At 71.1% G+C, this 20,045-nt stretch carries 17 protein-coding genes and 1 pseudogene; 7 read left to right on the forward strand and 11 right to left on the reverse strand.

Translation table 11 applies throughout. From position 1 onward, the window contains the following. Positions 1 to 4: 4 nt before the first annotated feature. Positions 5 to 340, forward strand: a complete 336-nt coding sequence (locus AC3DE3_RS10790) for a YbaB/EbfC family nucleoid-associated protein (protein WP_260486477.1) — start codon at positions 5 to 7, stop codon at positions 338 to 340. A 112-nt stretch (positions 341 to 452) separates the two neighbouring features. After that, a pseudogene (gene recR / locus AC3DE3_RS10795) lies at positions 453 to 1,058 on the forward strand (recombination mediator RecR); the annotation flags it as partial. Between the two features lie 195 nt (positions 1,059 to 1,253). Here recR and AC3DE3_RS10800 read toward each other — a convergent pair. The 4 genes from AC3DE3_RS10800 to AC3DE3_RS10815 form a co-directional block, all read right to left on the reverse strand. Further along, entirely contained in the window at positions 1,254 to 2,183 is a 930-nt protein-coding gene (locus AC3DE3_RS10800) for an amidohydrolase family protein (protein ID WP_488369950.1), read from the reverse strand. A gap of 328 nt (positions 2,184 to 2,511) precedes the next feature. Continuing rightward, entirely contained in the window at positions 2,512 to 3,372 is an 861-nt protein-coding gene (locus tag AC3DE3_RS10805) for a type 1 glutamine amidotransferase (RefSeq protein WP_488369951.1), read from the reverse strand. Further along, a complete protein-coding gene (locus tag AC3DE3_RS10810; protein WP_488369952.1) occupies positions 3,369 to 4,679 on the reverse strand; it encodes a MurT ligase domain-containing protein in 1,311 nt (436 codons plus the stop codon). Before AC3DE3_RS10810 ends, AC3DE3_RS10805 begins: the two co-directional genes overlap by 4 nt. Before the next feature lie 28 nt (positions 4,680 to 4,707). Continuing rightward, entirely contained in the window at positions 4,708 to 5,781 is a 1,074-nt protein-coding gene (locus AC3DE3_RS10815; RefSeq protein WP_488369953.1) for a serine hydrolase, read from the reverse strand. A gap of 156 nt (positions 5,782 to 5,937) precedes the next feature. Here AC3DE3_RS10815 and AC3DE3_RS10820 point away from each other — a divergent pair, with 156 nt between their 5' ends. Next, the gene (locus AC3DE3_RS10820; protein WP_488369954.1) at positions 5,938 to 6,879 is read left to right on the forward strand and encodes an exonuclease domain-containing protein; all 942 of its coding nucleotides are present in this window, start codon (positions 5,938 to 5,940) and stop codon (positions 6,877 to 6,879) included. 24 nt (positions 6,880 to 6,903) lie between these two features. Here the strand turns inward: AC3DE3_RS10820 and AC3DE3_RS10825 are convergent, their stop codons facing one another. Then, complete coding sequence (locus AC3DE3_RS10825; protein WP_260486483.1) at positions 6,904 to 8,298, reverse strand: APC family permease; 1,395 nt, start codon at positions 8,296 to 8,298, stop codon at positions 6,904 to 6,906. A gap of 93 nt (positions 8,299 to 8,391) precedes the next feature. Between AC3DE3_RS10825 and AC3DE3_RS10830 the strand changes: the two genes are divergently transcribed. Continuing rightward, on the forward strand, positions 8,392 to 9,795 hold the full coding sequence (locus tag AC3DE3_RS10830) for an aminotransferase class III-fold pyridoxal phosphate-dependent enzyme (RefSeq protein ID WP_488370043.1): 1,404 nt from the start codon (positions 8,392 to 8,394) through the stop codon (positions 9,793 to 9,795). A gap of 7 nt (positions 9,796 to 9,802) precedes the next feature. Next, positions 9,803 to 10,234: a phage holin family protein gene (locus AC3DE3_RS10835; RefSeq protein ID WP_488369955.1), complete on the forward strand. Its 432-nt coding sequence runs from the start codon at positions 9,803 to 9,805 to the stop codon at positions 10,232 to 10,234. 156 nt (positions 10,235 to 10,390) lie between these two features. Here the strand turns inward: AC3DE3_RS10835 and AC3DE3_RS10840 are convergent, their stop codons facing one another. The 5 genes from AC3DE3_RS10840 to AC3DE3_RS10860 form a co-directional block, all read right to left on the reverse strand. Then, entirely contained in the window at positions 10,391 to 11,491 is a 1,101-nt protein-coding gene (locus AC3DE3_RS10840; protein WP_488369956.1) for a peptidoglycan recognition protein family protein, read from the reverse strand. Positions 11,492 to 11,870: 379 nt separating this feature from the next. Continuing rightward, positions 11,871 to 13,730 carry a 2-isopropylmalate synthase gene (gene leuA / locus AC3DE3_RS10845; protein WP_488369957.1) on the reverse strand — a complete coding sequence of 620 codons (1,860 nt, stop codon included), beginning with the start codon at positions 13,728 to 13,730 and terminating at the stop codon, positions 11,871 to 11,873. Between the two features lie 159 nt (positions 13,731 to 13,889). Next, positions 13,890 to 14,321, reverse strand: a complete 432-nt coding sequence (locus tag AC3DE3_RS10850; protein ID WP_488369958.1) for a GNAT family N-acetyltransferase — start codon at positions 14,319 to 14,321, stop codon at positions 13,890 to 13,892. 52 nt (positions 14,322 to 14,373) lie between these two features. Then, positions 14,374 to 15,231, reverse strand: a complete 858-nt coding sequence (locus AC3DE3_RS10855) for a trypsin-like serine protease (RefSeq protein WP_488369959.1) — start codon at positions 15,229 to 15,231, stop codon at positions 14,374 to 14,376. Between the two features lie 160 nt (positions 15,232 to 15,391). Next, positions 15,392 to 16,270 carry a DMT family transporter gene (locus AC3DE3_RS10860; protein WP_260486490.1) on the reverse strand — a complete coding sequence of 293 codons (879 nt, stop codon included), beginning with the start codon at positions 16,268 to 16,270 and terminating at the stop codon, positions 15,392 to 15,394. Positions 16,271 to 16,341: 71 nt separating this feature from the next. Between AC3DE3_RS10860 and AC3DE3_RS10865 the strand changes: the two genes are divergently transcribed. Continuing rightward, a complete protein-coding gene (locus AC3DE3_RS10865) occupies positions 16,342 to 17,604 on the forward strand; it encodes an aspartate kinase (protein ID WP_260486491.1) in 1,263 nt (420 codons plus the stop codon). A gap of 154 nt (positions 17,605 to 17,758) precedes the next feature. Here AC3DE3_RS10865 and AC3DE3_RS10870 read toward each other — a convergent pair whose 3' ends face one another. Further along, positions 17,759 to 18,664, reverse strand: coding sequence for an endonuclease domain-containing protein (locus AC3DE3_RS10870; protein WP_488369960.1), 906 nt, complete (start codon positions 18,662 to 18,664; stop codon positions 17,759 to 17,761). A 280-nt stretch (positions 18,665 to 18,944) separates the two neighbouring features. Between AC3DE3_RS10870 and AC3DE3_RS10875 the strand changes: the two genes are divergently transcribed. Next, positions 18,945 to 19,979: an aspartate-semialdehyde dehydrogenase gene (locus AC3DE3_RS10875; protein WP_488369961.1), complete on the forward strand. Its 1,035-nt coding sequence runs from the start codon at positions 18,945 to 18,947 to the stop codon at positions 19,977 to 19,979. The last annotated feature ends 66 nt before the right edge of the window (positions 19,980 to 20,045 follow it).

The following is a 20,045-nucleotide window of genomic DNA, read 5'->3' on the forward strand; positions in this document are numbered from 1 at the left end:
CGCCATGCAGCCCGGACCCGACATGAACGCCCTGCTCCAGCAGGCACAGCAGATGCAGGCACAGCTCGCCGAGGCGCAGCAGCAGATCGCCGCGAGCACCGTCGACGGTCAGGCGGGCGGCGGCCTCGTCACCGTCTCCATGCGCGGCACCGGTGAGGTCACCGGCGTCACGATCGACCCGAAGGTCGTCGACCCCGAGGACATCGAGACGCTGCAGGACCTCATCGTCGGAGCGTTCGGCGACGCCCACACCAAGGTGCAGGAACTCGCCGAGTCCCGCCTCGGCCCTCTGGCCTCCGGTGGCGGCCTCGGCGACATGATGGGCGGCCTCGGCATGTGAGCCCGCGGGACCCGGCACGCCCCGGGTCCCGCCACCGGGTTCCGCTCACCTCGGAGACCCGCCACCCGTCGACGCAGCCGTCGTCGGGCCAGCAAGAGCACAGGAAAGCGCGATGTACGAGGGACCGGTTCAGAACCTGATCGACGAGTTCGGCAAGCTGCCGGGCATCGGTCCGAAGTCTGCGCAGCGCCTGGCGTTCCACCTGCTGCAGGCAGAACCCGAGTCGGTTGAACGGCTCCGCTCCGCGCTTCAGGCAGTCGTCGACGGTGTCACCTACTGCGAGGTCTGCGGCACCGTCGCCGCCGCCGAGCGCTGCCGCATCTGCTCGGACCCGCGCCGCGATCCCACGCTCATCTGCGTGGTCGAGGAACCCAAGGACATCGAGGCGATCGAGCGCACCCGCGAGTTCCGCGGGCTCTACCACGTTCTCGGAGGGGCTCTCGACCCCATCAACGGCATCGGGCCCAACGAGCTGCGCATCGCCGGCCTGATGCGACGCGTGGGCGCCGACTTCGAGGGCGAGGAGGTTGCAGAGATCATCATCGCGACCGACCCCAACACCACCGGCGAGGCCACCAGCACGTACCTGGCCCGCCTGCTGCGGCCGTTCCCCGACCTCGTGGTGAGCCGACTGGCCTCCGGTCTGCCCATGGGCGCGGACCTGGAGTTCGCCGACGAGCTCACCCTCGGCAGTGCCTTGTCCGGGCGCCGCATCCTCTCCGGCGGGACCACTCAGGTCCCGCGCTCGGGCGGCGTGCTGCGACCCGAGCAGATCGACCCCGCCGAGCCCGCGGTGCCAGCTGAGCCCCCGGTGACCGCCGAGCCCACGGTGGCGGCTGAGGCGGCCGAGCTGGCCGCACCCGCTCGGGATGCGGGGCCCCCGGCCCCGGAGATCGGCTACCCGGGTACCGAGTCAGAGGCCGAACAGCCTCGCGGCGTTTCCGTGCCACACCGCCCGTAGCCAGTCGTCGCCCATCCCGAGCCCGACCAGGGCCTCGAGCTGATGGGCGTACGGGTACGGGATGTTGGGGAAATCGGTCCCCAACAGGACCTTGTGTCCCAGGTCTGCCAGCCTCCCGCGCTCACCCTGAGGGAACGGCATCGTCTCCTCGACGAAGTCGGTGAACGCCATCGTCGTGTCGAGGTAGACGTTCTCGTATCGCTCGGCCAGGTCGAGGAACTCCGAGTACTCGCCCATGCCCATGTGGGCGACGATCAGCGGCAGCTCCGGGAACCTCTCGAGCACCGCGGCCACCGGCTCGGGCCCGGTGAACTCGCCCGCCACCGGGCCGGACCCACAGTGGATCACCGTCGGCACCTGCGCCTCGGTGAGCGCCCCCCACACCGGGTCGAGCAGGGGATCGCCCGGGTCGTACTCGCCCACCTGGATGTGCGACTTGAACACCTGCGCGCCGGCCTCGACAGCGTCGCGTACGTAGTCGCCCGCCGTCGGCTCGGGGTAGAACGTCGCCGTGTGCAGGCAATCCGGGTGTCGGGAGGCGAACTCCGCGGCCCACGCGTTGAGCCAGGCGCCCATCTCGGGCTTATGCGGATACAGCATCGAGGAGAACGCCAACACCCCGTACGAGCGCAGGCGCTCGACCCGCTCGTCCTCGGCCTCCCGGTACGTGATGGGCCAGGGGCGCCCGATCTTGGGGCCGGCGGCGTCGAAGTAGTTCCACACCTTGTCCAGCACTCGCGAGGGCATGAAGTGGGTGTGGACGTCGAGGATCCCCGGTAGTCCCAGGGGCTCCCAGAGGGCACGGACCTGCGCGGCCTCGATGGCGGGATCGGGAGGGGACACGGACCCGGTGAGGGTGGCGGTGCCGTGGTGTTCACACATGTGACCGAGGGTATGTCAGCGGGGTCGAGCAGCCGGACGATACGGGCGCCCCCGGTCGCGTCCACCCCCGGGCTCAATGCCCTCGCGGCCACAGACCGGCCCCTCGGTATGCGATCCGCCCTCGGGCCCCGCAGCGCGAATCAATAATCGGAGGGCGGATCGAGTCGGACCGAGGAAGGTCGAGGCGGTCCGTGAGCAGCTCGAGGGCAGATCGCGATCCGAGGGGCGGATCGAGGGTTGAAGGGTGGGTCGGCGAGGGCAGAGGGGCCGGCTCAGTGCCGAGCGCGTCGGCTCAACGCCGGGCGGCGGCGAGGGGAGTGGGGCCAGCTCAGCGCCGGGCGGCCGCGATCCGATCGCGGCGCAGCTGCTCGACCGCCGGGACGTCGACGGGCGGCAGCGAGTCCACACCGAGCGCACGGCACAGCAGGAGGTCGGCCAGCTCGGGATTGCGGGCCAGCGCCGGCCCGTGCATGTAGGTGGCGATGATCGACCCCTGCACCACGCCCTCGACCAGCCCACCGGTCGGAACCTGTTGACCGGCCGGGACGCCGTTGCCGACCCCGGAGGTCACGCGGCCCAGGGGAGCGGCGTCCGGGCCCAGCACGGTGGCGCCCATGTGGTTCTCGAAGCCGGTCAGCGGCTGCGTCAGGCCCGGTACCTGCGGCGACACCACCAATTCGCCGATCGAGCGGGAGGCCTGCGGCGTGGTGGTCACGTCCAGCAGGCCGAGGCCGGGCGCGCGGGAGCCGTCGGAGACGACGAACCACTCGCCGAACACCTGCATCCCGGCGCAGATCGCGAGCACCGGAGCGCCGCGCTCCACCGCGCGCTGCAGCCCCGGCGACCCGGACAGGTGCCGGGACGCCAACTTCTGGGCCGCGTCCTCACCGCCGCCCACGGTGTAGAGGTCGCACGAGTCGGGGACCTCGTCCTCGAGGGTGATCCGCACGATCTCGGCGTCGTATCCGCGCCACCTCAGGCGCTGCCGCAGGACCAACGAGTTGCCGTCGTCGCCGTAGGTACCCATGACGTCCGGCAGGACGAGGCCGATCCGCACCGTCGACTCGGTGGGCCGCGCCGAGTCGGGCGCGACCGTGTCGAGCGGGGACGCCGACGCACCCTCGCGCCGTGCACCCGCGTCGCGGGGATCCGGATTGCCCTCGCCGGCGTGCTGCTCGCTCATCGTCACTGCTCCTTCAGGGCCGCCGCAGGACGGTGCCCGGCGGCGGCGATCGCGCGCCCGAGGTCACGGAACGCGGTGTAGTTGGCCAGTACCTCCACGCGTCCGGGTGGGCAGCGCCGGATCGCGGCCAGCGGGTCCGGCTCCAGCTGGTGCTCGACCCCGGCGTAGCTCAGCCGCACCGAGAGATCGGCGGCGCGCTCGCCCGCGGCGTACACGGACACCCCCTCGAAGCTCTCGAAGCGGACGTCCCACAACCACGACAGGTCCACACCGTCGGCGACCTGCCCGTTGACCGCGATCACCAGGCCGTCGGCGGAGGTGTCGATCATCCCCAGCGCCTCCTGCCAGCCCGCCGGGTTCTTGGCCAGCAGTAGATGCGCGGCCCGCCCGTCCACGTCGACGGTCGAGTAGCGGCCGGCCACGTCGTCGACCTGCTCGACCGCCCGGACGGTGGCGGCGGGGTCGGCGCCCATCGCCACAGCGGCGGCGACGGCCTGGGCGGCGTTGCCCCGGTTGGCCCGCCCGGGGATCGCCAGGTGCATGGGGGCGGTGAACCCGTCTGGTCCGTGGATGGCCTCGTCGTCGACCCACCAGTCCGGCTCGGGGCGTTCGAACGTCCGGCCGTCGGGCAGCGTGCCCTCCGACCGCCACCGCACGGCCCCGGTGGAGTCGACCGTCCGGGAGATGGGCTCGCCGGTGCGCGGGCAGCTCACCGAGTCGCCCGCCCACGCCGATCCGGCGGCCACCCACACCACGTGGGGGTTGTCGTAGGCGACGGAGGTGATCATCACATCGTCGCAGTTCGCGATCACCGTGGCCTGCGGCTGCGCGGCCACCCCGGCGCGCAGCCGGCGCTCGATCGAGTTGATCTCCCCGACCCGGTCCAGCTGATCGCGGCTGAGGTTGAGCAGCACGATCGCCTCGGGATCCGTGTTCTCCGCGACCGCCGGGGTGTGGAGCTCGTCCACCTCGATGGCGGCCAACCCGGCCACCCGGTCGGCCCCGAGTGCGGAGACGATCCCGGCGTCCATGTTGTCGCCACCGGTGTTCGAGGCGACCCGGCCCACGGTCGACAGGGCGGAGGCGACCATCCTCGTCGTCGTCGACTTCCCGTTGGTCCCCGTGACGAGCACGGTCCGGCGGCCCGCCGCGAGTTGGCGCATGAGACCCGGGTCGAGCTTCAGCGCCACCAGACCGCCGATCATCCCGCCCGACCCGCGCCCCGAGACCCGCGACGCCCAGGTCGCCAGGCGGGAGACGGCCACGGCGGCCCGGCCGCGGGGGGTGAGTGCGGTGATCGCGCGGGAACTCATGTCGCAGAGTCTAGGCAGCGCGGCCTCCTCAGAACCGCGCCGCACCGCCGAGGGCGGTCACCACGTCGTGGCCGAGCTCGGCCATCACCTCGTCGGGGCCGTTGAACATCCCGGACGAGGTGCCGATCGCGGCGATCGCGTAGCGGCCGCTGGCGGTGTTCACCACGGCGATGTCGTGCGACTCGGTGTCGGTCTCGCCGGTCTTGTTGGCGACCGTCCCCGACGGCAGGCGGTCGGGCAGCTTCCACTGTCGTTCCTGCTCGAGCAGCGTGTCCAGCACGATCCGGGCGACGGCGGGCGAGGTCAGCGCCTCGCCCTCGGGTGCCCGTCCGTCGGCGGCGCGGACGAGTTCGGCCAGGTAGCGGACGCTGCCGCGGGCGCTGACGCGGCTCCAGTCGCCGGTCCACTCGTAGCGGAACGCGCCGCCGGTGTGGAACTGCTCGGCCAGGCCCACGCGCTCGGCGATGTCGTTGAGCGCGGTGATGGGGTCGGTGTCCTCGGGCGCCGCGGGGCCGTCCACCGACAGGTCGTACAGGAGGTTGGCCGCGTCGTTGTCCGAGACGGTGAGCGCAGCGTCGAGCAGGTCGTCGAGGTCGCCGTAGGGGGTCTGCGCCGACGGGTCCGCCTCCCACGCCTCGAGCGCGCCCACCGCGTAGGCGATCTTGATCACCGACGCGGCGTAACGCGGCTCGCCGTCGCCCGCACACACCTCGCGCTCGTCGGGGGAGTCGATCGCCCGCACGCAGACCCCGAGCTCGAGGCCGGCGTCGGCGGCGTCGTCCACCGCCGTGGCCAGCAGGGGACCGATCTCGACCCACCCCCGCGGGAGGGGCCGGACGAGCCGCAGTGGGTCCCCGACCCGGCCGTCCGGTGCGGAGGCGGTGGTGGGTGCCACGGTGGCGCCGCGGGGTGCCGGCGCGTCCGCGGCGGAGGGGCGGACGGTGGCGCCGGGCGCGGTCACGGCCACCCCGAGCAGCGCGGCGAGGCACAACGCCAGGTAGGACCCGACTGCCACGCGGATCCGGCGGCGGGTGCGGCGCCGCGCGCGGACCGGGGCGTCGCGCAGCCGCGCCGCAGGCGTGTCGGACCGGTACCGCCGCACGTCGCCTCCTGGGTCGGACCGGACCTCGCGGCCGGGACTGGTTGATCGGCGTAGACATTAACCCTCCGGGCCGGGTGGGGGGAATCGGCGGTGTGAACACCGTGACCTGCGACGGTGACGGCCGGGTTGTCGGAGGGGTCTGGGACGATGGTGGGCATGACAGGGTGGGTGGTTGTGGACGTCGAGACGTCGGGGATGACGCCGGCGGTCGACCGCGTGTTGTCGGTGGCGGCGGTGGTGATCGACGACGACGGCGAGGTGGTCGAGGAGCTCGCGACCCTGCTCAATCCGGGGGTGGACCCGGGGCCGGTCCACGTGCACGGTCTCACCCCGGCGCTGCTGGCGGGCAAACCACGCTTCCCGGACGTGGCCGCCGAGTTGGACCGGGTGCTCGACGGGCGGACAGTGGTCGCCCACAACGCCGCCTTCGACGCGTCGTTCCTCGCGGCCGAGGCCCGCCGCGCAGGACTCGCCGCCCCGCTCGAGCGGTTCCTGTGCACCCTGGACTTCGCCGGTCGGCTGCACCTGTCCACCGCCGACCTCAAGCTCTCGACGCTCGCCGCGCACTTCGGGGTGGAGCAGCGGGCCGCGCACGACGCCCACGACGACGCGCTGGTGCTGGCCGGGGTGTTCGCCGGGCTGCTCGAGGTGGCCCGGGGCAAGGACGTCCGGCCCAGGGTGCGCGAACTCGACGCGATGGTGGCCCATCCCGAGACCGGTTACCTGGTCCCCGCGGTGTGGGCCGAGGCGCTCGCCGCCCCGAGGCTGTGGCGGCCGGCGGGACGTCTGAAGCGCGGTGGTGGTCTGGTGCAGGGCATGGAGGTGGTCTTCACGCAGGACGTGGACCGCGACCCGGAGGAGATCGTAGGCCTCGTCGTCGACGCCGGCCTCTACGTGGCCGATCGCATCTCGTCCCGTACGTCCCTGGCGGTGTGCGACGCGCCCGGCGCGGTGCGCGGCCGGACCGCGTTCGCCCGCAAGAAGGGTCTCGAGTTGGTGCCGTACGCGCGGTTCGAGGAGATGCTCGCCGACGTCGCCCCCGGTCGGCCCGTCGCCGGAGCCCAGGCCGTGGACAGCGCCCAGGAGGCCCTCTTCTAGGTGCGGGCCGCCGGGCGCGGTGACTCAGTCGAGTGCGCGGCGGACGACCCAGTACACGGCCCACAGCCCCACGCCCACCACCAGCAGGACGCCCGCGACCCGGTAGTCCTCGCTCGCCCGCCCGGACAGCGGTGAGACCAGGAACGCGCAGCACACCGCCCCCAGGACCGGGATCACCGTGGGCACCCGGAAGTGGCGGTGCCCGGCGGTGTCGCGGCGCAGGACCAGCACCGCCACGTTGGTCACCGTGAACACCGCGAGCAGCAGCAGTGAGGTGGTCCCGCCCAGGGTGGCGAGGTCGGCGAACGCGATGAGGCCGAACGCGATCACGGTGGTGAACAGGATCGCCACCCAGGGGGTCCGGCGTTCGCGCAGTACCCGGCCCAGGACCGGGGGCAGTACCTGCTCGTGGGCCATGCCGTACAGCAGGCGCGAGGCCATGAGCATGTTGATCAGCGCGGAGTTGGCCACGGCGAACATGGTGATGAACGCGAAGACCCACACCGGGAACGCGGGCGCGCCCGCCGCGACCACCTTGAGCAGGGGGGTCTCGCCCTCGCCGAGGTCCTCCGGGCTGACCAGGGTCACCGAGGCGATCGCCACGAGGATGTAGACCACCCCGGTGAGCGTGAGCCCGATGAGCATGACCCTGGGGAAGATCTTCACCGGGTTCCTGGTCTCCTCGGCCATGTTCACCGAGTCCTCGAAGCCGACCAGCGCGAAGAACGCCAACGCGGTGGCGGCGGTGACGGCGCGGAACGGGCTCTGGCCCTCGCCCACGGTGAGCTGACCGGCGCGGGAGAAGTCGCCCTGACCCTGGCTGATCGCCCACGCGCCGATCGCGATGATGATGAGCAGTCCGGACAGCTCCACACAGGTCAACACCACGTTGAGGCGCACGGATTCGGCGACGCCGCGGAGGTTGACGACGGCGAGGGCGGTCATGAACAGCAGGGCGATGCCGATCAACGGCCAGGTCCCGGACGCCATGTCGAGGCCGAACGCCTCGTTGAGATTGCCCGCGAACGCGATGGCCGCCGACGACGCCGAGGTCAGACCCGAGGCCATGACCGTGAACGTGACGAGGAAGGTGAGGAAGTGCACCCTGAAGGCGCGGTGGGTGTACACGGCCGCGCCACCGGCCCGCGGGTACTTGGTGACGAGTTCGAGGTAGCTGCCCGCGGTGAGCAGCGCCACGGCGAACGCGACGAGGAACGGCAGCCACACGGCCCCGCCGACCTCTCCGGCCACCTTCCCGGTGAGGGCGTAGATGCCGGTGCCGAGGATGTCGCCGACGATGAACAACAGCAGCAGTCCGGGACCCAGCACCCGCTTCAGCGGCGGCTGACCGGTGGTCCGGTCCGGGCCGGTGACGGCCGGGACGCCCGACGGGCCTGTGGCTTCTGACGAGGTGGACATACGTGCCCCCTTCACCGGGACGCGTGAGGCGCCTCACGCAGGTGATGAGCATCCCACCGCGTGGGCGCGGAGGGAAGAGGCGTGCGTGGGATGATGGGCGCGGCCATCGCCCGTCGACCACAGGAGTATCGCCCCGTGCCCGCACCCCAGAACGCTGCAGCCCGTGAGGTCTACGAGAAGGAACGCGCCCACGTCCTGACCCCGTGGTCCGCGTGGGGTTCGACCGACCCGATGGTCGTCACCGCGGCCGAGGGCTGCTACCTCACCGACGGTGACGACAACCGACTGCTCGACTTCACCTCGCAGCTGGTCAACACCAACATCGGTCACCAGCACCCCGTGGTCGTGAAGGCCATCCAGGACCAGGCCGCCGAGCTGTGCACCATCAACCCGGCGCACGCCAACGCCGCCCGCGCCGAGGCCGCCCGCCTGGTCGCCGAGGTCGCGCCCGCCGGGATGAACCGCGTCTTCTTCACCAACGCCGGCACCGAGGCCGTGGAGCACGCCATCCGCATGGCCCGCCGCCACACGGGCCGCCACAAGACCCTCTCGGCGTTCCGCAGCTACCACGGCGCCACCACCACCTCGATGAACCTCACCGGTGACACCCGCCGCTGGGCCAACGACATGGGCAACACCGGCGCCGTGCACTTCCACGCCCCGTTCCTCTACCGCTCGCAGTTCTACGCCGAGAATGACAAGCAGGAATGCGACCGGGCGCTCGAGCACCTCGACTCGCTCATCGGGCTCGAGGGCCCGGACCACTTCGCGGCCCTGATCATCGAGTCGGTGCCCGGCACCGTCGGCATCATGGTGCCGCCCGCGGACTACCTGCGCGGCGTGCGCGAGATCTGCGACAAGTACGGGATCGTCATGATCTGCGACGAGGTCATGTCCGGCTTCGGCCGCACCGGCGAGTGGCTCGCGCTGGACCACTTCCGCTCCGGAGACGACGACTGGGCGCCCGACCTCATCACCTTCGCCAAGGGCTCCAACTCCGGCTACGTCCCGCTCGGCGGCGTCATCCTGCACGACCGGATCGCCGCGTCCTTCGAGACGACGCCCTACACCGGTGGCCTCACCTACGCCGGGCACCCGCTGGCCTGCGCCTCCGTCGTCGCGACGATCAATCTCATGCGCGACGAGAAGATCGTCGAGAACGCGCGCATGATCGGCGAGGACGTCATCGGCCCGCGCCTGCGGGAGTTGGCGGAGAAGCACCCGTCGATCGGCGAGGTCCGCGGCCTCGGCGTGTTCTGGGCCGTCGAGATGGTGGCCGACCGCGAGACACGCGAGCCCCTCGCCCCCTACGGTGGGTCCTCAGAGGCCATGGCGCGCACGTTCGCCGCGGCCAAGAAGGACGGTCTGCTGCTGTTCATGAACTACAACCGTTTCCACGTGGTGCCGCCGTGCATCATCACGCCGGACGAGGCCAACGAGGGCCTCGACATCTTCGACCGCGCGCTCGACGTGGCCGACTCGTACGTGAGGAGCTGACCTGCCGATGGCGCTGGTACTGAGGCTGGTCGTCAACGCCGTCGCCCTGTGGGTGGCGACGCTGATCGTGCCGGGGATCACCCTGCACGAGATCTCCGGGGCCGCCGCCCCCGGTGCCGGCGCCATCGAGAACGAGGTGAACGTTCCCACCATCACGGCGCTGCTCGTCGTCGCCGTGGTGTTCACGCTGGTCAACGCGGTGATCAAACCGATCGTGCAGCTGCTGTCGCTGCCGCTGACGATCCTCACCCTCGGCCTGTTCCTGCTGGTGGTCAACGCGCTGATGCTCATGCTCACGGGCTGGATCACCACCACGTTCCAGCCGTTCGGCGCCGAATACGTGGTCAGCGGGTTCTGGGCGGCCTTCTTCGGCGCGATCGTGATCGGCCTGGTGAACTGGGTGCTGGGGATGCTCGTCCCGTCCCGCGCCCGCGACTGACCGGCGGCGCCCCGGGCCGCTCCTAGCCGCCCCGCCCCGCACGTCGAAAAGACCGTTCCGCACACATCGCCCGAGGGCGGGTGTGCGGAACGGTCTTTTCGATGACGGCGGCGCGGCGACTGCGCAGGCCTCCGAGGGGCGGCCGGGCCGCTCGGGTCAGGAGCCGAAGGCCGCCGAGGAGACGGCGGTCGGGGCCCAACCCCGCGCGGCCTGGTCGCGGATGAACTGCATCTGCGGGTAGAACGAGTTGCCCGGGCAGGCGGTCCCGCCCCAGTCGCGGTGGCCGGAGACGGCCATCATCGGCCGGGTGGCCCCACCCTGCGGGTTGCGGTAGGTGACGCCACCACGCGGGTTGATGCCGGTGGCATTGCACAGCGCGCGGACGCAGTCGATGGTCGCGCCCACGGCGCGGGCGGTCGGCGGGGCGCCGGTGAAGTCGCCGAGAAGGCTGATACCGATGTTGCCGTTGTTGAATCCGCCCACGTGGCCACCGGTGACGACCGGGGGAGCGATCCCGGCGACCGGCGGGACCTGGAAGACCGGGTTGCCGACGGGCGTGCCGCCGCGACCCTGGTAGATCCGGCCCTCGGGGTCGATGAGCAGGTGGTAGCCGACATCGCCCCAGCCCAGGGTGTTGGCGTGGTAGTTGTAGATCGCCCGGACGCTGGCCGCACGGTCCGGGCCGACCGCCGAGGCCGTGTGGTGGATCGTGATGGACTGCGCCGGGAAGTAGGTGGGCGCCCAGCGGAAGCCCGCGACGTCACCGGCACCCCATGCCGCGCGCGGGATGATGGGCAGGCCGAAGTTGCCCACGCTGCCGAGGCTGTAGTTGCGCGGGGTGCCGCGGCCGTCGTCGAACACGGTCGACTCCGCACCCGCGGGGGCATCGACCTCGTATCCGACGGCGCCCTCGGGCGCGGCCACGAGCTCGGACGCGGGCGTGCTGCCGGCATCAGGGGCGGAGTCCAGGCGCTCGAGTGGGAGCCAGTCGCCGACCGAGCCGTCGGGGAACGCGAACCGGATACGGCCCGCGATCTCCTCGGCGCTGGGGAACGTCACGCCCACGTAGCCGAGCGGGCCGTTGGGCTGGATCATGCCGCTGCCGGTGGAGATCGACTGCATGAGGTCCTGGGCTACACCGAGCGAGCCGGTCGCGAACGGGTTGGCCCCGGCGACGGGGCCCCGGACGGTGGAGGCGACGGCGGCGCCCACGCCGACCGAGGCGGCAGTGAGAAATCCACGGCGGGTCACGGACATATGGGCTCCAGACTGAGGTTGCGAAAAGGCAGACGCCATACCTATCGGCGCGGCCCGCCGCCACATTACGCGCTTGACGTAACCGAATCGAGACCATCGTTACCGGAGTGATACCTGGGGAACATGTGACAGATGAGGTGGGATTCGGGGGCCGGATCGTCCCAGAGCCCCTGTCCCGCGCCACGATTCGGGCCCGGGCACGACGAGAAGAGCGTTCCGCGCACCCGCCTCTCGGGCGATGTGTGCGGAACGCTCTTGTCGTCGTCTGTCGTGGTCGCCCACCCGGGCGCCCACCGATGGCCGTCAGCCAGCCGACTCGGCCGTCAGCCAGCCGACTCGGCGGTCAGCCGACTCGGCGGTCAGCCGGCCGGCTCGGCCGTCAGGGGGCCCAGGTGCGGGCGCCCTCCACCGAGCCGATGGCCTCGGCGCCCTCGGCCTCGTCGGCGTACGCGCGGTTCACGGCGGACACCACGGCCCGCAGGGAGGCGGTGGTGATGGAACCGGCCCGGCCGACACCCCAGAACACCCGGTTGCCGAACTGCACCTCGACGTACGCGGCTGCGGTCGCGTCATCCCCGGAAGTCATCGCGTGCTCCGAGTAGTCGAGGATGCGTACCTCGTCGTCGAACATCTCGTTCAGGGCGGTGACGAACGCGGCGAGGGGTCCGTTCCCGGACCCCGACAGTTCGCGGGTCTCGCCCTTCCACTTGATGACGGCCTCGATGGCGTCCTCGCCGTCGTCGGTCTCAGCGGGCACGAGGTGCTGCGACATGCGCTCCATGGGCGAGACGCGGTCCAGGTACTCCGTCGAGAAGATGTCCCACATCGCCTTGGGGGTGACCTCGCCGCCCTCGGAGTCGGTGACCGACTGGACCAGGGCGGAGAACTCCATCTGCAGGCGCCGGGGCAGCTGCAGGCCGTAGTCGCTCTTCATGATGTAGGCGACGCCGCCCTTGCCGGACTGCGAGTTCACGCGGATGACGGCCTCGTAGGTGCGGCCCTCGTCCTTGGGGTCGACGGGCAGGTAGGGGACCTCCCACGTGATGTCGGTGATGTCCTCGCCGCGGGCGTCGGCCTCGGCCTGCAGGGCGTCGAAGCCCTTGTTGATGGCGTCCTGGTGCGACCCGGAGAACGCGGTGAAGACCAGGTCGCCGCCGTAGGGGTGCCGCTCGGGGACGCGCAGCTGGTTGGCGTACTCGACGGTGCGGCGGATCTCGTCCATGTCCGAGAAGTTGATCTGCGGGTCGATGCCGCGGGTGAGCATGTTCATGCCCAGCGTCACCAGGCAGACGTTGCCGGTGCGCTCGCCGTTGCCGAACAGGCAGCCCTCGATGCGGTCGGCGCCGGCCTGGTAACCCAGCTCGGCGGCGGCCACGCCGGTGCCGCGGTCGTTGTGCGGGTGCAGCGACAGGATGATCGAGTCGCGCCGCGCCAGGTTGCGGTGCATCCACTCGATCTGGTCGGCGTACACGTTGGGCGTGGCCATCTCGACGGTCGCCGGCAGGTTGAGGATGATCGGGTTCTCCGGGGTGGCGCCCACGACGTCGGTGACCGCGTCGCAGACCTCCTTGGAGAACGCCAGCTCGGTGCCGGTGAACGACTCGGGCGAGTACTCCCAGCGCCAGTTGGTGTCGGGGTAGTCCTTGGCGATGGTGGTGACCAGCTCCGCGGCGTCGGTGGCGATCTTCTTGATGGCGTCGCGGTCCTTACGGAAGACCACCTTGCGCTGCAGGATCGACGTGGAGTTGTAGAAGTGCACGATCACGTCGGACGCGCCCTCGCACGCCTCGAACGTGCGACGGATGAGGTCCTCGCGGCACTGGACCAGCACCTGGATGGTGACGTCTTCCGGGATCGCGTCGTCCTCGATGATCTCGCGGACGAAGTCGTAGTCCGTCTGTGAGGCGGACGGGAAGCCAACCTCGATCTCCTTGTAGCCCATGCGGACGAGCAGGTCGAACATGCGGCGCTTGCGCGCGGGGCTCATGGGGTCGATCAGCGCCTGGTTGCCGTCGCGCAGGTCCACGGCGCACCACTGGGGGGCGTGGGTGATGGTCTTGTCCGGCCAGGTGCGGTCGGGCAGGGAGACGTCCTCGACCTCCTCGGCGAAGGGCCGGTACCGGTGCGCGGGCATCGAGGAGCCGCGCTGTTTGTTCCACGACGGCTGGTCCGCACGGCCGGGCTTGGAGGGGGGAGTCAGGGTCGACGACGACGAGACGAAGGCATCAGCGGGATTCATTGCGGGGGGCTCAACTTCCTAGGGGGGCGATCGGCTGGGATCGGACCGGCGCGACGAGATCCCGCGACGGGGAGCCGGTCCGCCTCAGCGGGCCCCGCCGCGGCACCCAAGAAGGAGCACGCGCTGCATGCGGGCCATCATACACATCGCCGCGGGCCGTCACGGAATCGGAATGACGAAGGTGGAGGGTTCGGCCGGGGTGCCCTCGGGCGGCGCGACCGGTGGGTCGTGCTCGAGGTCCTCGGGCAGCTGCATGGATCCCCACACCCTGCTGCAGCCGGCTTCCTCGGCCACTTCCACGGCCTTGCTCACCAGCCGGTGGGCGATGCCCATGCCGCGCAGGTCCTCGCGGACCCGGATGCCGTAGACGAAGAGGTCGGGGCTGGCGCCGAGGTGTCCGGTCTCGACCGCCACGAGCATCCCCACCGGGACCTCACCGTCCAGCGCCAGCACGAGCAGGTTGGAGCCGCGGTCGAGGAAGTCCTGGGTCCACTCCGCGGTGGGCGGGTTGGCGAGCAGGTCTCCCGCGGACAGCACGAGCTTCACATCTGCGCGCGAAGCGCGGCGGATGACGAGCTCCGGCGGGGTCATCTGTCCAGTGTGGCAAAAACCCCGGGGGTTCGGCACTGCCACGTGCCCCGGGTCATCGGTTGGCGATCATCCAGTCGATCCAGCCGTTCTGCGCGGGGATCGATTCGTACCGCGCCGGGTTGGTCCCGTCGGGTCGCCGGCGGTCGTGGTCGGAGCCGGAGTGGATGCCCACCAGACGGTCGCCCTGGAAGACGGGTCCGCCGGAGTCGCCGAGTCCGTATCCGCCCTGGGTGGTGTGGGAGCGGCCGATGCGCGAGCCGGCGCGGGGCTCCATCCGCTCGAGGCGGGTCAGGCCGGTGCGCAACTCCGGGGAGCGCAGGCCACGGGGGGTGGTCTCGCCGAATCCGTGGAAGCGCAGGACGGTTCCCGGGGCGGGGTCGACGCCGGCGCGCAGCACGGACGGCGAGGGTGCGGGGTGGCGGAGCTTGAGGAGCATGAAGTCCCCGGCGGGGGCCTTGTACACCGCCTCGGGTGTGTGGCGGCCGAAGCTGCCGGTGTCGAGTGAGCCGAACGCGCCGACGACGGGCGGGCTCGCCAGGGAGGCGGTCGCGGTGAACCCCCCGGGGACGGTGGCCCAGTTCCCGAATCCGAGGGTGTAGGAGTTGGGGTTGGTCGGGCCGCAGTGGGCGGCGGTGGCCACCCAGCGCGGGTGGACGACGACGCCCGAGCACGGTGCGCCGAGCACTCCGCCGAAGGTGGTGATCTGCACGGCCCACGGGGCGGGGCCGGAGGGGGCACCGTTCACGACCGCGCCCGCTGTGGGGGCCGCGACCGCGAGCGAGGCCGCGACCGTCCCCACGGCCGCGCCGAGCGCTGCGGCGAGCCGGCCGGGACGCCCGCGGCGCGGTCGGCGGGAGGGTCCGGCCGGAGAGGCGGGGCCGCTGGTGCCGTTGTGGCGCGTGAGACGCATGGGGCTCAGCGTAGGGGATGGGGTCGAGTTCTCGGGCCGCTCGGCATGGGTCCTCATGCCGAGGACGTCGCGGCGGGGCCCGGGCGCGTTACGCCGCGTGGGCCACTCCCGGGCGCGTGACGCCCGGCGGGCTACTCCCGGGCGCGTGACGCCCGGCGGGCTACTCCCGGGCCGTCGGGGTCGGGGGCGACGACGCCGGGTCGAAGTCCTTGTGCGCGAGCCGCACCGTGGCGAGCACCATCACGGTCAGGGCCACGCCCAGGATCGTCTGTTCGGCGCCGTCGACGGAGAACCACTCGCCCAGCACCACCACGCCCAGCGCGAGCGAGACGACCGGGGTGGTGACCGTCGACGCGGGCACCGCCTGGTGGACGGCGCCGGCGGAGAACGACATCTGTTGCAGGGTCAGTGCGGCGACCGCGGCGACGCCCAGGCCGTACACCTCGCCGGTCGTGGCCACGGTGAGCAGCCCGCCGTCGTGGAACCGCTCGGCGACGCCCTTGGTGAGGAGCGCGACGTAGGCGAACGCGGTGCCGCCGGCCACGCCCAACAGGAGGGCACGGTTGCCGTTGGAGCTGCGGTTACGGGAGAGACCGAGGAGGACGACGACGACGAGGAGTCCTCCCGCGCACGCCAGGGCCCATTGCCACCAGGGCGGATGGGCGTCTCCTCCGGTGGGCCGTCCGTAGATGACGAGCACGATCACGCATCCCGCGAGGACGTATCCCCAGAAGAGTTCGGTCTTGGTGACGCGACGCCCGGTGACCCAGGCGCCGAGGGGGAGGGCGAAGGTCAGTGAGAGAACGGTGATCGTCTGGACGAGGATGAGTGATCCGAACGCGAGGGCGAATCCCTGGAACGCGAATCCGGCGAGGCTGATGAGCATGCCGGTCCACCAGTACCGGCTGGCGAGCACGTTGAAGTTGCCCTCGTGTCGACCCTTCGCGCGCTGGGGCGAGCGGTGCCGCATGACGGTTCCGAAAGCCTGGCTGAGGGCGGATGCGAGGGCGAGGATCACTGCCGCCCAGGTTTCACTCATCACTGATGAGTAAACACCTCCCGTAAAGTAGGTCTGCGTTAAGCCGATCAACACCGGAAGGGTGTGACCGCGTGGCACTCGTAGTGCAGAAGTACGGCGGCTCCTCCGTGGAGTCCGCAGAACGTATCCGTCGGGTGGCCGAACGGATCGTGGAGACCAAGAAGGCGGGAAACGACGTCGTGGTCGTGGCCTCCGCCATGGGCGACACGACCGACGAGCTCCTCGATCTGGCCGATCAGGTCTGTCCCTCGCCTCCGCAGCGTGAGATGGACATGCTCCTCACCTCGGGTGAGCGCATCTCCAACGCGCTGCTCGCGATGGCCATCAGTTCCTTCGGGATGGAGGCCTACTCCTTCACCGGATCCCAGGCCGGCATCATCACCACGACCCGGCACGGCAACAGCCGGATCATCGACATCACCCCGGGCCGCGTCCGCGAGGCGCTGGACCAGGGCAAGATCGCGCTCGTCGCGGGCTTCCAGGGCGTGTCCCGTGAGACCCGCGACGTGACGACTCTCGGCCGCGGTGGGTCCGACACCACGGCTGTCGCGATGGCGTCCGCGCTCGGTGCGGACGTGTGCGAGATCTACTCGGACGTCGACGGCATCTACACCGCCGATCCGCGGATCGTGCCCGACGCCCGCAAGCTCGACACCATCTCGTACGAGGAGATGCTGGAGATGGCGGCCGTCGGCTCCAAGATCCTCAACCTGCGCAGTGTGGAGTTCGCACGCCGCTACCACGTGCCGCTGCGCGTCCGCTCTTCGTATTCGACCAACCCGGGCACGCTCGTGGCCGGAAAAGTGGAGGACATCCCCGTGGAAGACGCAGTCCTGACCGGAGTCGCTCACGACGCCTCGGAGGCCAAGATCACGGTCGTCGGCATCCCCGACCAGCCCGGATACGCGGCCAAGATCTTCCGCGTGGTGGCCGACGCCGAGATCAACATCGACATGGTCCTGCAGAACGTCTCCAAGGCCGAGGGCAAGACCGACATCACCTTCACCTGCCCCCGTGAGGTGGGTGCGAAGGCGGTCGAGGTGCTGTCCAAGGCGAAGGCCGAGCTGGGCATCGACCAGGTCCTCTACGACGACAACGTCGGCAAGGTCTCCCTCGTCGGCGCCGGCATGAAGTCCCACCCGGGCGTCACCGCGACGTTCTGCGAGTCGCTGTCCGAGGCCGGCATCAACATCGAGCTGATCTCCACCTCCGAGATCCGCATCTCGGCGCTGGTCCGCGAGGAGGAGCTGCCCGACAGCGTCCGCGCGCTCCACAAGGCGTTCGAGCTGGGTGGCGACGAGGAGGCGCAGGTCTACGCCGGCTCCGGCCGCTGACCTGACCCCTCGGGCGCCCCGCCCCGGCGCCCACATCGATCAGACAGTTCCGCACCCATCGCCCGAGAGCGGTGGGTGCGGAACTGTCTTTTCGTCGGCGTCCTGCCCGCCCCGGCGCACCGCCCGCCCCGCCTGCCCCTTCTGCCCCGGGCGCTCACCCTCCACGCTCTCGGACCCCGGCCCGGATGTCCGCGGCGGTCGCGTGCGCGTCGCTGGTGACCATGGTCGTGGTGAGGGGGTAGACCAGCCATCCCGCGCGACGGAGTCGGTTCCAGCGGGTGAGGTCCTTGGCGTGCTGCGCCGGGTCGCGGTGGTGCTCGCCGTCGTACTCGACACCGATCTTCAGCTCACGGCGCGCCAGGTCGAGGACGTACGGCAGCCCGGGTGCGGGCACCTGCGTCTCGAATCCCGTCAGACCGTGGTCCAGCATAAACAGTCGGGTCCGGGTCTCCCACGGCGACGCGGCTCCGGTGTCGCAGAGGTCGAGCGCGGCCAGGACCTGCCGTTTGCCGGGGATCCGTCGGGGGTCCATCGCGAGTGGCCGGACATCGCGCTCCGGGTCGACGCCGATCGACGGACCCGCATCCAGTGCGCAGACGGCGTCTGTCAGGGTGCTTCGCCGCGCGATGTCGAACAACGCCCACGCGGGGCTCGCGGCCAGGCCGGCGCCCGCGGTCCCGGTCAGGTGCCACACGTGTTCCGGCGGGACCCGGTACTGGCGGCCGATCATCCCGGTCCGCCGCACCCGGGTCGATCCGGCGGCGAACTCGTCGGGGTAGTCGCGCGGCGGGAAGGGGTGGCCGTGGGCGTCTGCCGCCAGCCAGCCGGTCGCGACGGCGTCCGGGTACAGCGCGGAGATCGCGGTGATCCGGGTGAGCGGGTGGCTGCGATCGGCGGTCCGGGGCAACCACAGTCCGCGGTGGTGCCGGACGAGGCCGCTGGAGTGCAGACGCCGCCCGCGTTCCGGGACGAGGTCGCGCGTGCGGCGCGGGGTCTGGTCGGGGCGCATGGTCCAAGCGTCGACGACGACGAGGGCCACCTCGGCCGTCGATCCCGCCATCGCGACGTCGCCTGTGGAGACGGACGGCCCTGTGGAACATCGGGCCCGCCGGCCCATCGAGAAGAGTGTTTCGCACACCTCCCTTTCGGCCGATGTGAGCCGAACAGACTTCTCGTTGGTCGGCGAGAGTGGGACCGGCCGCTCCCCGCACTGTGACGCGGGCCGCTGTCCATCGCCGTCGGCCTCGGTAGAGTGGGTCCCCACACCGGTCGGTCGAGCGCAGGGCGGAGAACCCGTCCGCGGCGGGCCGGGACAAGACTTTCAGGAGTTGACCTCAGAGATGACCACTGTCGCCGTAGTCGGAGCCACGGGCCAGGTGGGGCGTGTCATGCGTGCCCTGCTGGAGGAGCGGGACTTCCCGGCCGACAAGGTCCGTTTCTTCGCGTCCGCCCGGTCCGCCGGCACCACGCTGCCGTTCCGCGGTGAGGACATCGTCGTCGAGGACACCGCCAACACGCCCGACGAGGAGCTGGAGGGCATCGACATCGCCCTGTTCTCGGCCGGAGGCACGATGTCGAAGGAGCAGGCCCCCAGGTTCGCCGCGGCCGGCGCCGTCGTCGTCGACAACTCCAGCGCGTGGCGCAAGGACCCCGACGTCCCCCTCGTCGTCTCCGAGGTGAACCCGGATGCGGCGAAGAACCCGCCCAAGGGCATCATCGCCAACCCCAACTGCACCACGATGGCCGCGATGCCGGTGCTCAAGGCGCTGCACGACGCGGCCGGTCTCAAGCGTCTGGTCGTGTCGACGTACCAGGCGGTCTCCGGTTCCGGGCTCGCCGGCGTGGACACGCTGAACGATCAGATCACCGGCAACGTCGGCGCGGGCCACGAGCTGGTGCACGACGGGTCGGCGCTGAAGGTCGACGACCACGGCCCGTACGTCGCGCCGATCGCGTTCAACGTGCTGCCGCTCGCTGGTGGGCTCGTCGACGACGGGTCCGAGGAGACGGACGAGGAGCAGAAGCTGCGCAACGAGTCGCGCAAGATCCTCGACCTGCCGGAGCTGCGGGTCGCCGGTACCTGCGTGCGCGTTCCGGTGTTCACCGGTCACACGCTGAGCATCAACGCCGAGTTCGAGCGCGACATCACGCCGGAACAGGCGCGCGAGCTGCTGTCGAAGGCGCCGGGCGTCAAGGTCGTGGACGTGCCGACCCCGCTTGATGCGGCGGGCATCGACGAGTCGCTGGTGGGCCGGATCCGCCAGGACCAGTCGATCGAGGGCAACAAGGGCCTCAACCTCATGGTGGCGGGCGACAACCTGCGCAAGGGTGCGGCGCTCAACACCATCCAGATCGCGGAGCTGCTGGTCAAGTAGCGCAACTGCTGGTCGAGTGGCCAGTCGCGGGCTGAGCCGGTCGGGAGTACGACGACGACGACGAGG

It is taken from the genome of Dietzia sp. IBK-p2-16D (assembly GCF_057773085.1).

Bases quoted from the DNA above. Each gene is read 5' to 3' on its own strand.
- AC3DE3_RS10790 (WP_260486477.1), top strand. From the start codon at position 5: ATGCAGCCCGGACCCGACATGAACGCCCTGCTCCAGCAGGCACAGCAG.
- AC3DE3_RS10800 (WP_488369950.1), bottom strand. From the start codon at position 2,183: ATGTGTGAACACCACGGCACCGCCACCCTCACCGGGTCCGTGTCCCCT.
- AC3DE3_RS10810 (WP_488369952.1), bottom strand. From the start codon at position 4,679: ATGAGTTCCCGCGCGATCACCGCACTCACCCCCCGCGGCCGGGCCGCC.
- AC3DE3_RS10820 (WP_488369954.1), top strand. From the start codon at position 5,938: ATGACAGGGTGGGTGGTTGTGGACGTCGAGACGTCGGGGATGACGCCG.
- AC3DE3_RS10825 (WP_260486483.1), bottom strand. From the start codon at position 8,298: ATGTCCACCTCGTCAGAAGCCACAGGCCCGTCGGGCGTCCCGGCCGTC.
- AC3DE3_RS10830 (WP_488370043.1), top strand. From the start codon at position 8,392: ATGGGCGCGGCCATCGCCCGTCGACCACAGGAGTATCGCCCCGTGCCC.
- AC3DE3_RS10835 (WP_488369955.1), top strand. From the start codon at position 9,803: ATGGCGCTGGTACTGAGGCTGGTCGTCAACGCCGTCGCCCTGTGGGTG.
- AC3DE3_RS10840 (WP_488369956.1), bottom strand. From the start codon at position 11,491: ATGTCCGTGACCCGCCGTGGATTTCTCACTGCCGCCTCGGTCGGCGTG.
- leuA (WP_488369957.1), bottom strand. From the start codon at position 13,730: ATGAATCCCGCTGATGCCTTCGTCTCGTCGTCGTCGACCCTGACTCCC.
- AC3DE3_RS10850 (WP_488369958.1), bottom strand. From the start codon at position 14,321: ATGACCCCGCCGGAGCTCGTCATCCGCCGCGCTTCGCGCGCAGATGTG.
- AC3DE3_RS10855 (WP_488369959.1), bottom strand. From the start codon at position 15,231: ATGCGTCTCACGCGCCACAACGGCACCAGCGGCCCCGCCTCTCCGGCC.
- AC3DE3_RS10860 (WP_260486490.1), bottom strand. From the start codon at position 16,270: ATGAGTGAAACCTGGGCGGCAGTGATCCTCGCCCTCGCATCCGCCCTC.
- AC3DE3_RS10870 (WP_488369960.1), bottom strand. From the start codon at position 18,664: ATGGCGGGATCGACGGCCGAGGTGGCCCTCGTCGTCGTCGACGCTTGG.
- AC3DE3_RS10875 (WP_488369961.1), top strand. From the start codon at position 18,945: ATGACCACTGTCGCCGTAGTCGGAGCCACGGGCCAGGTGGGGCGTGTC.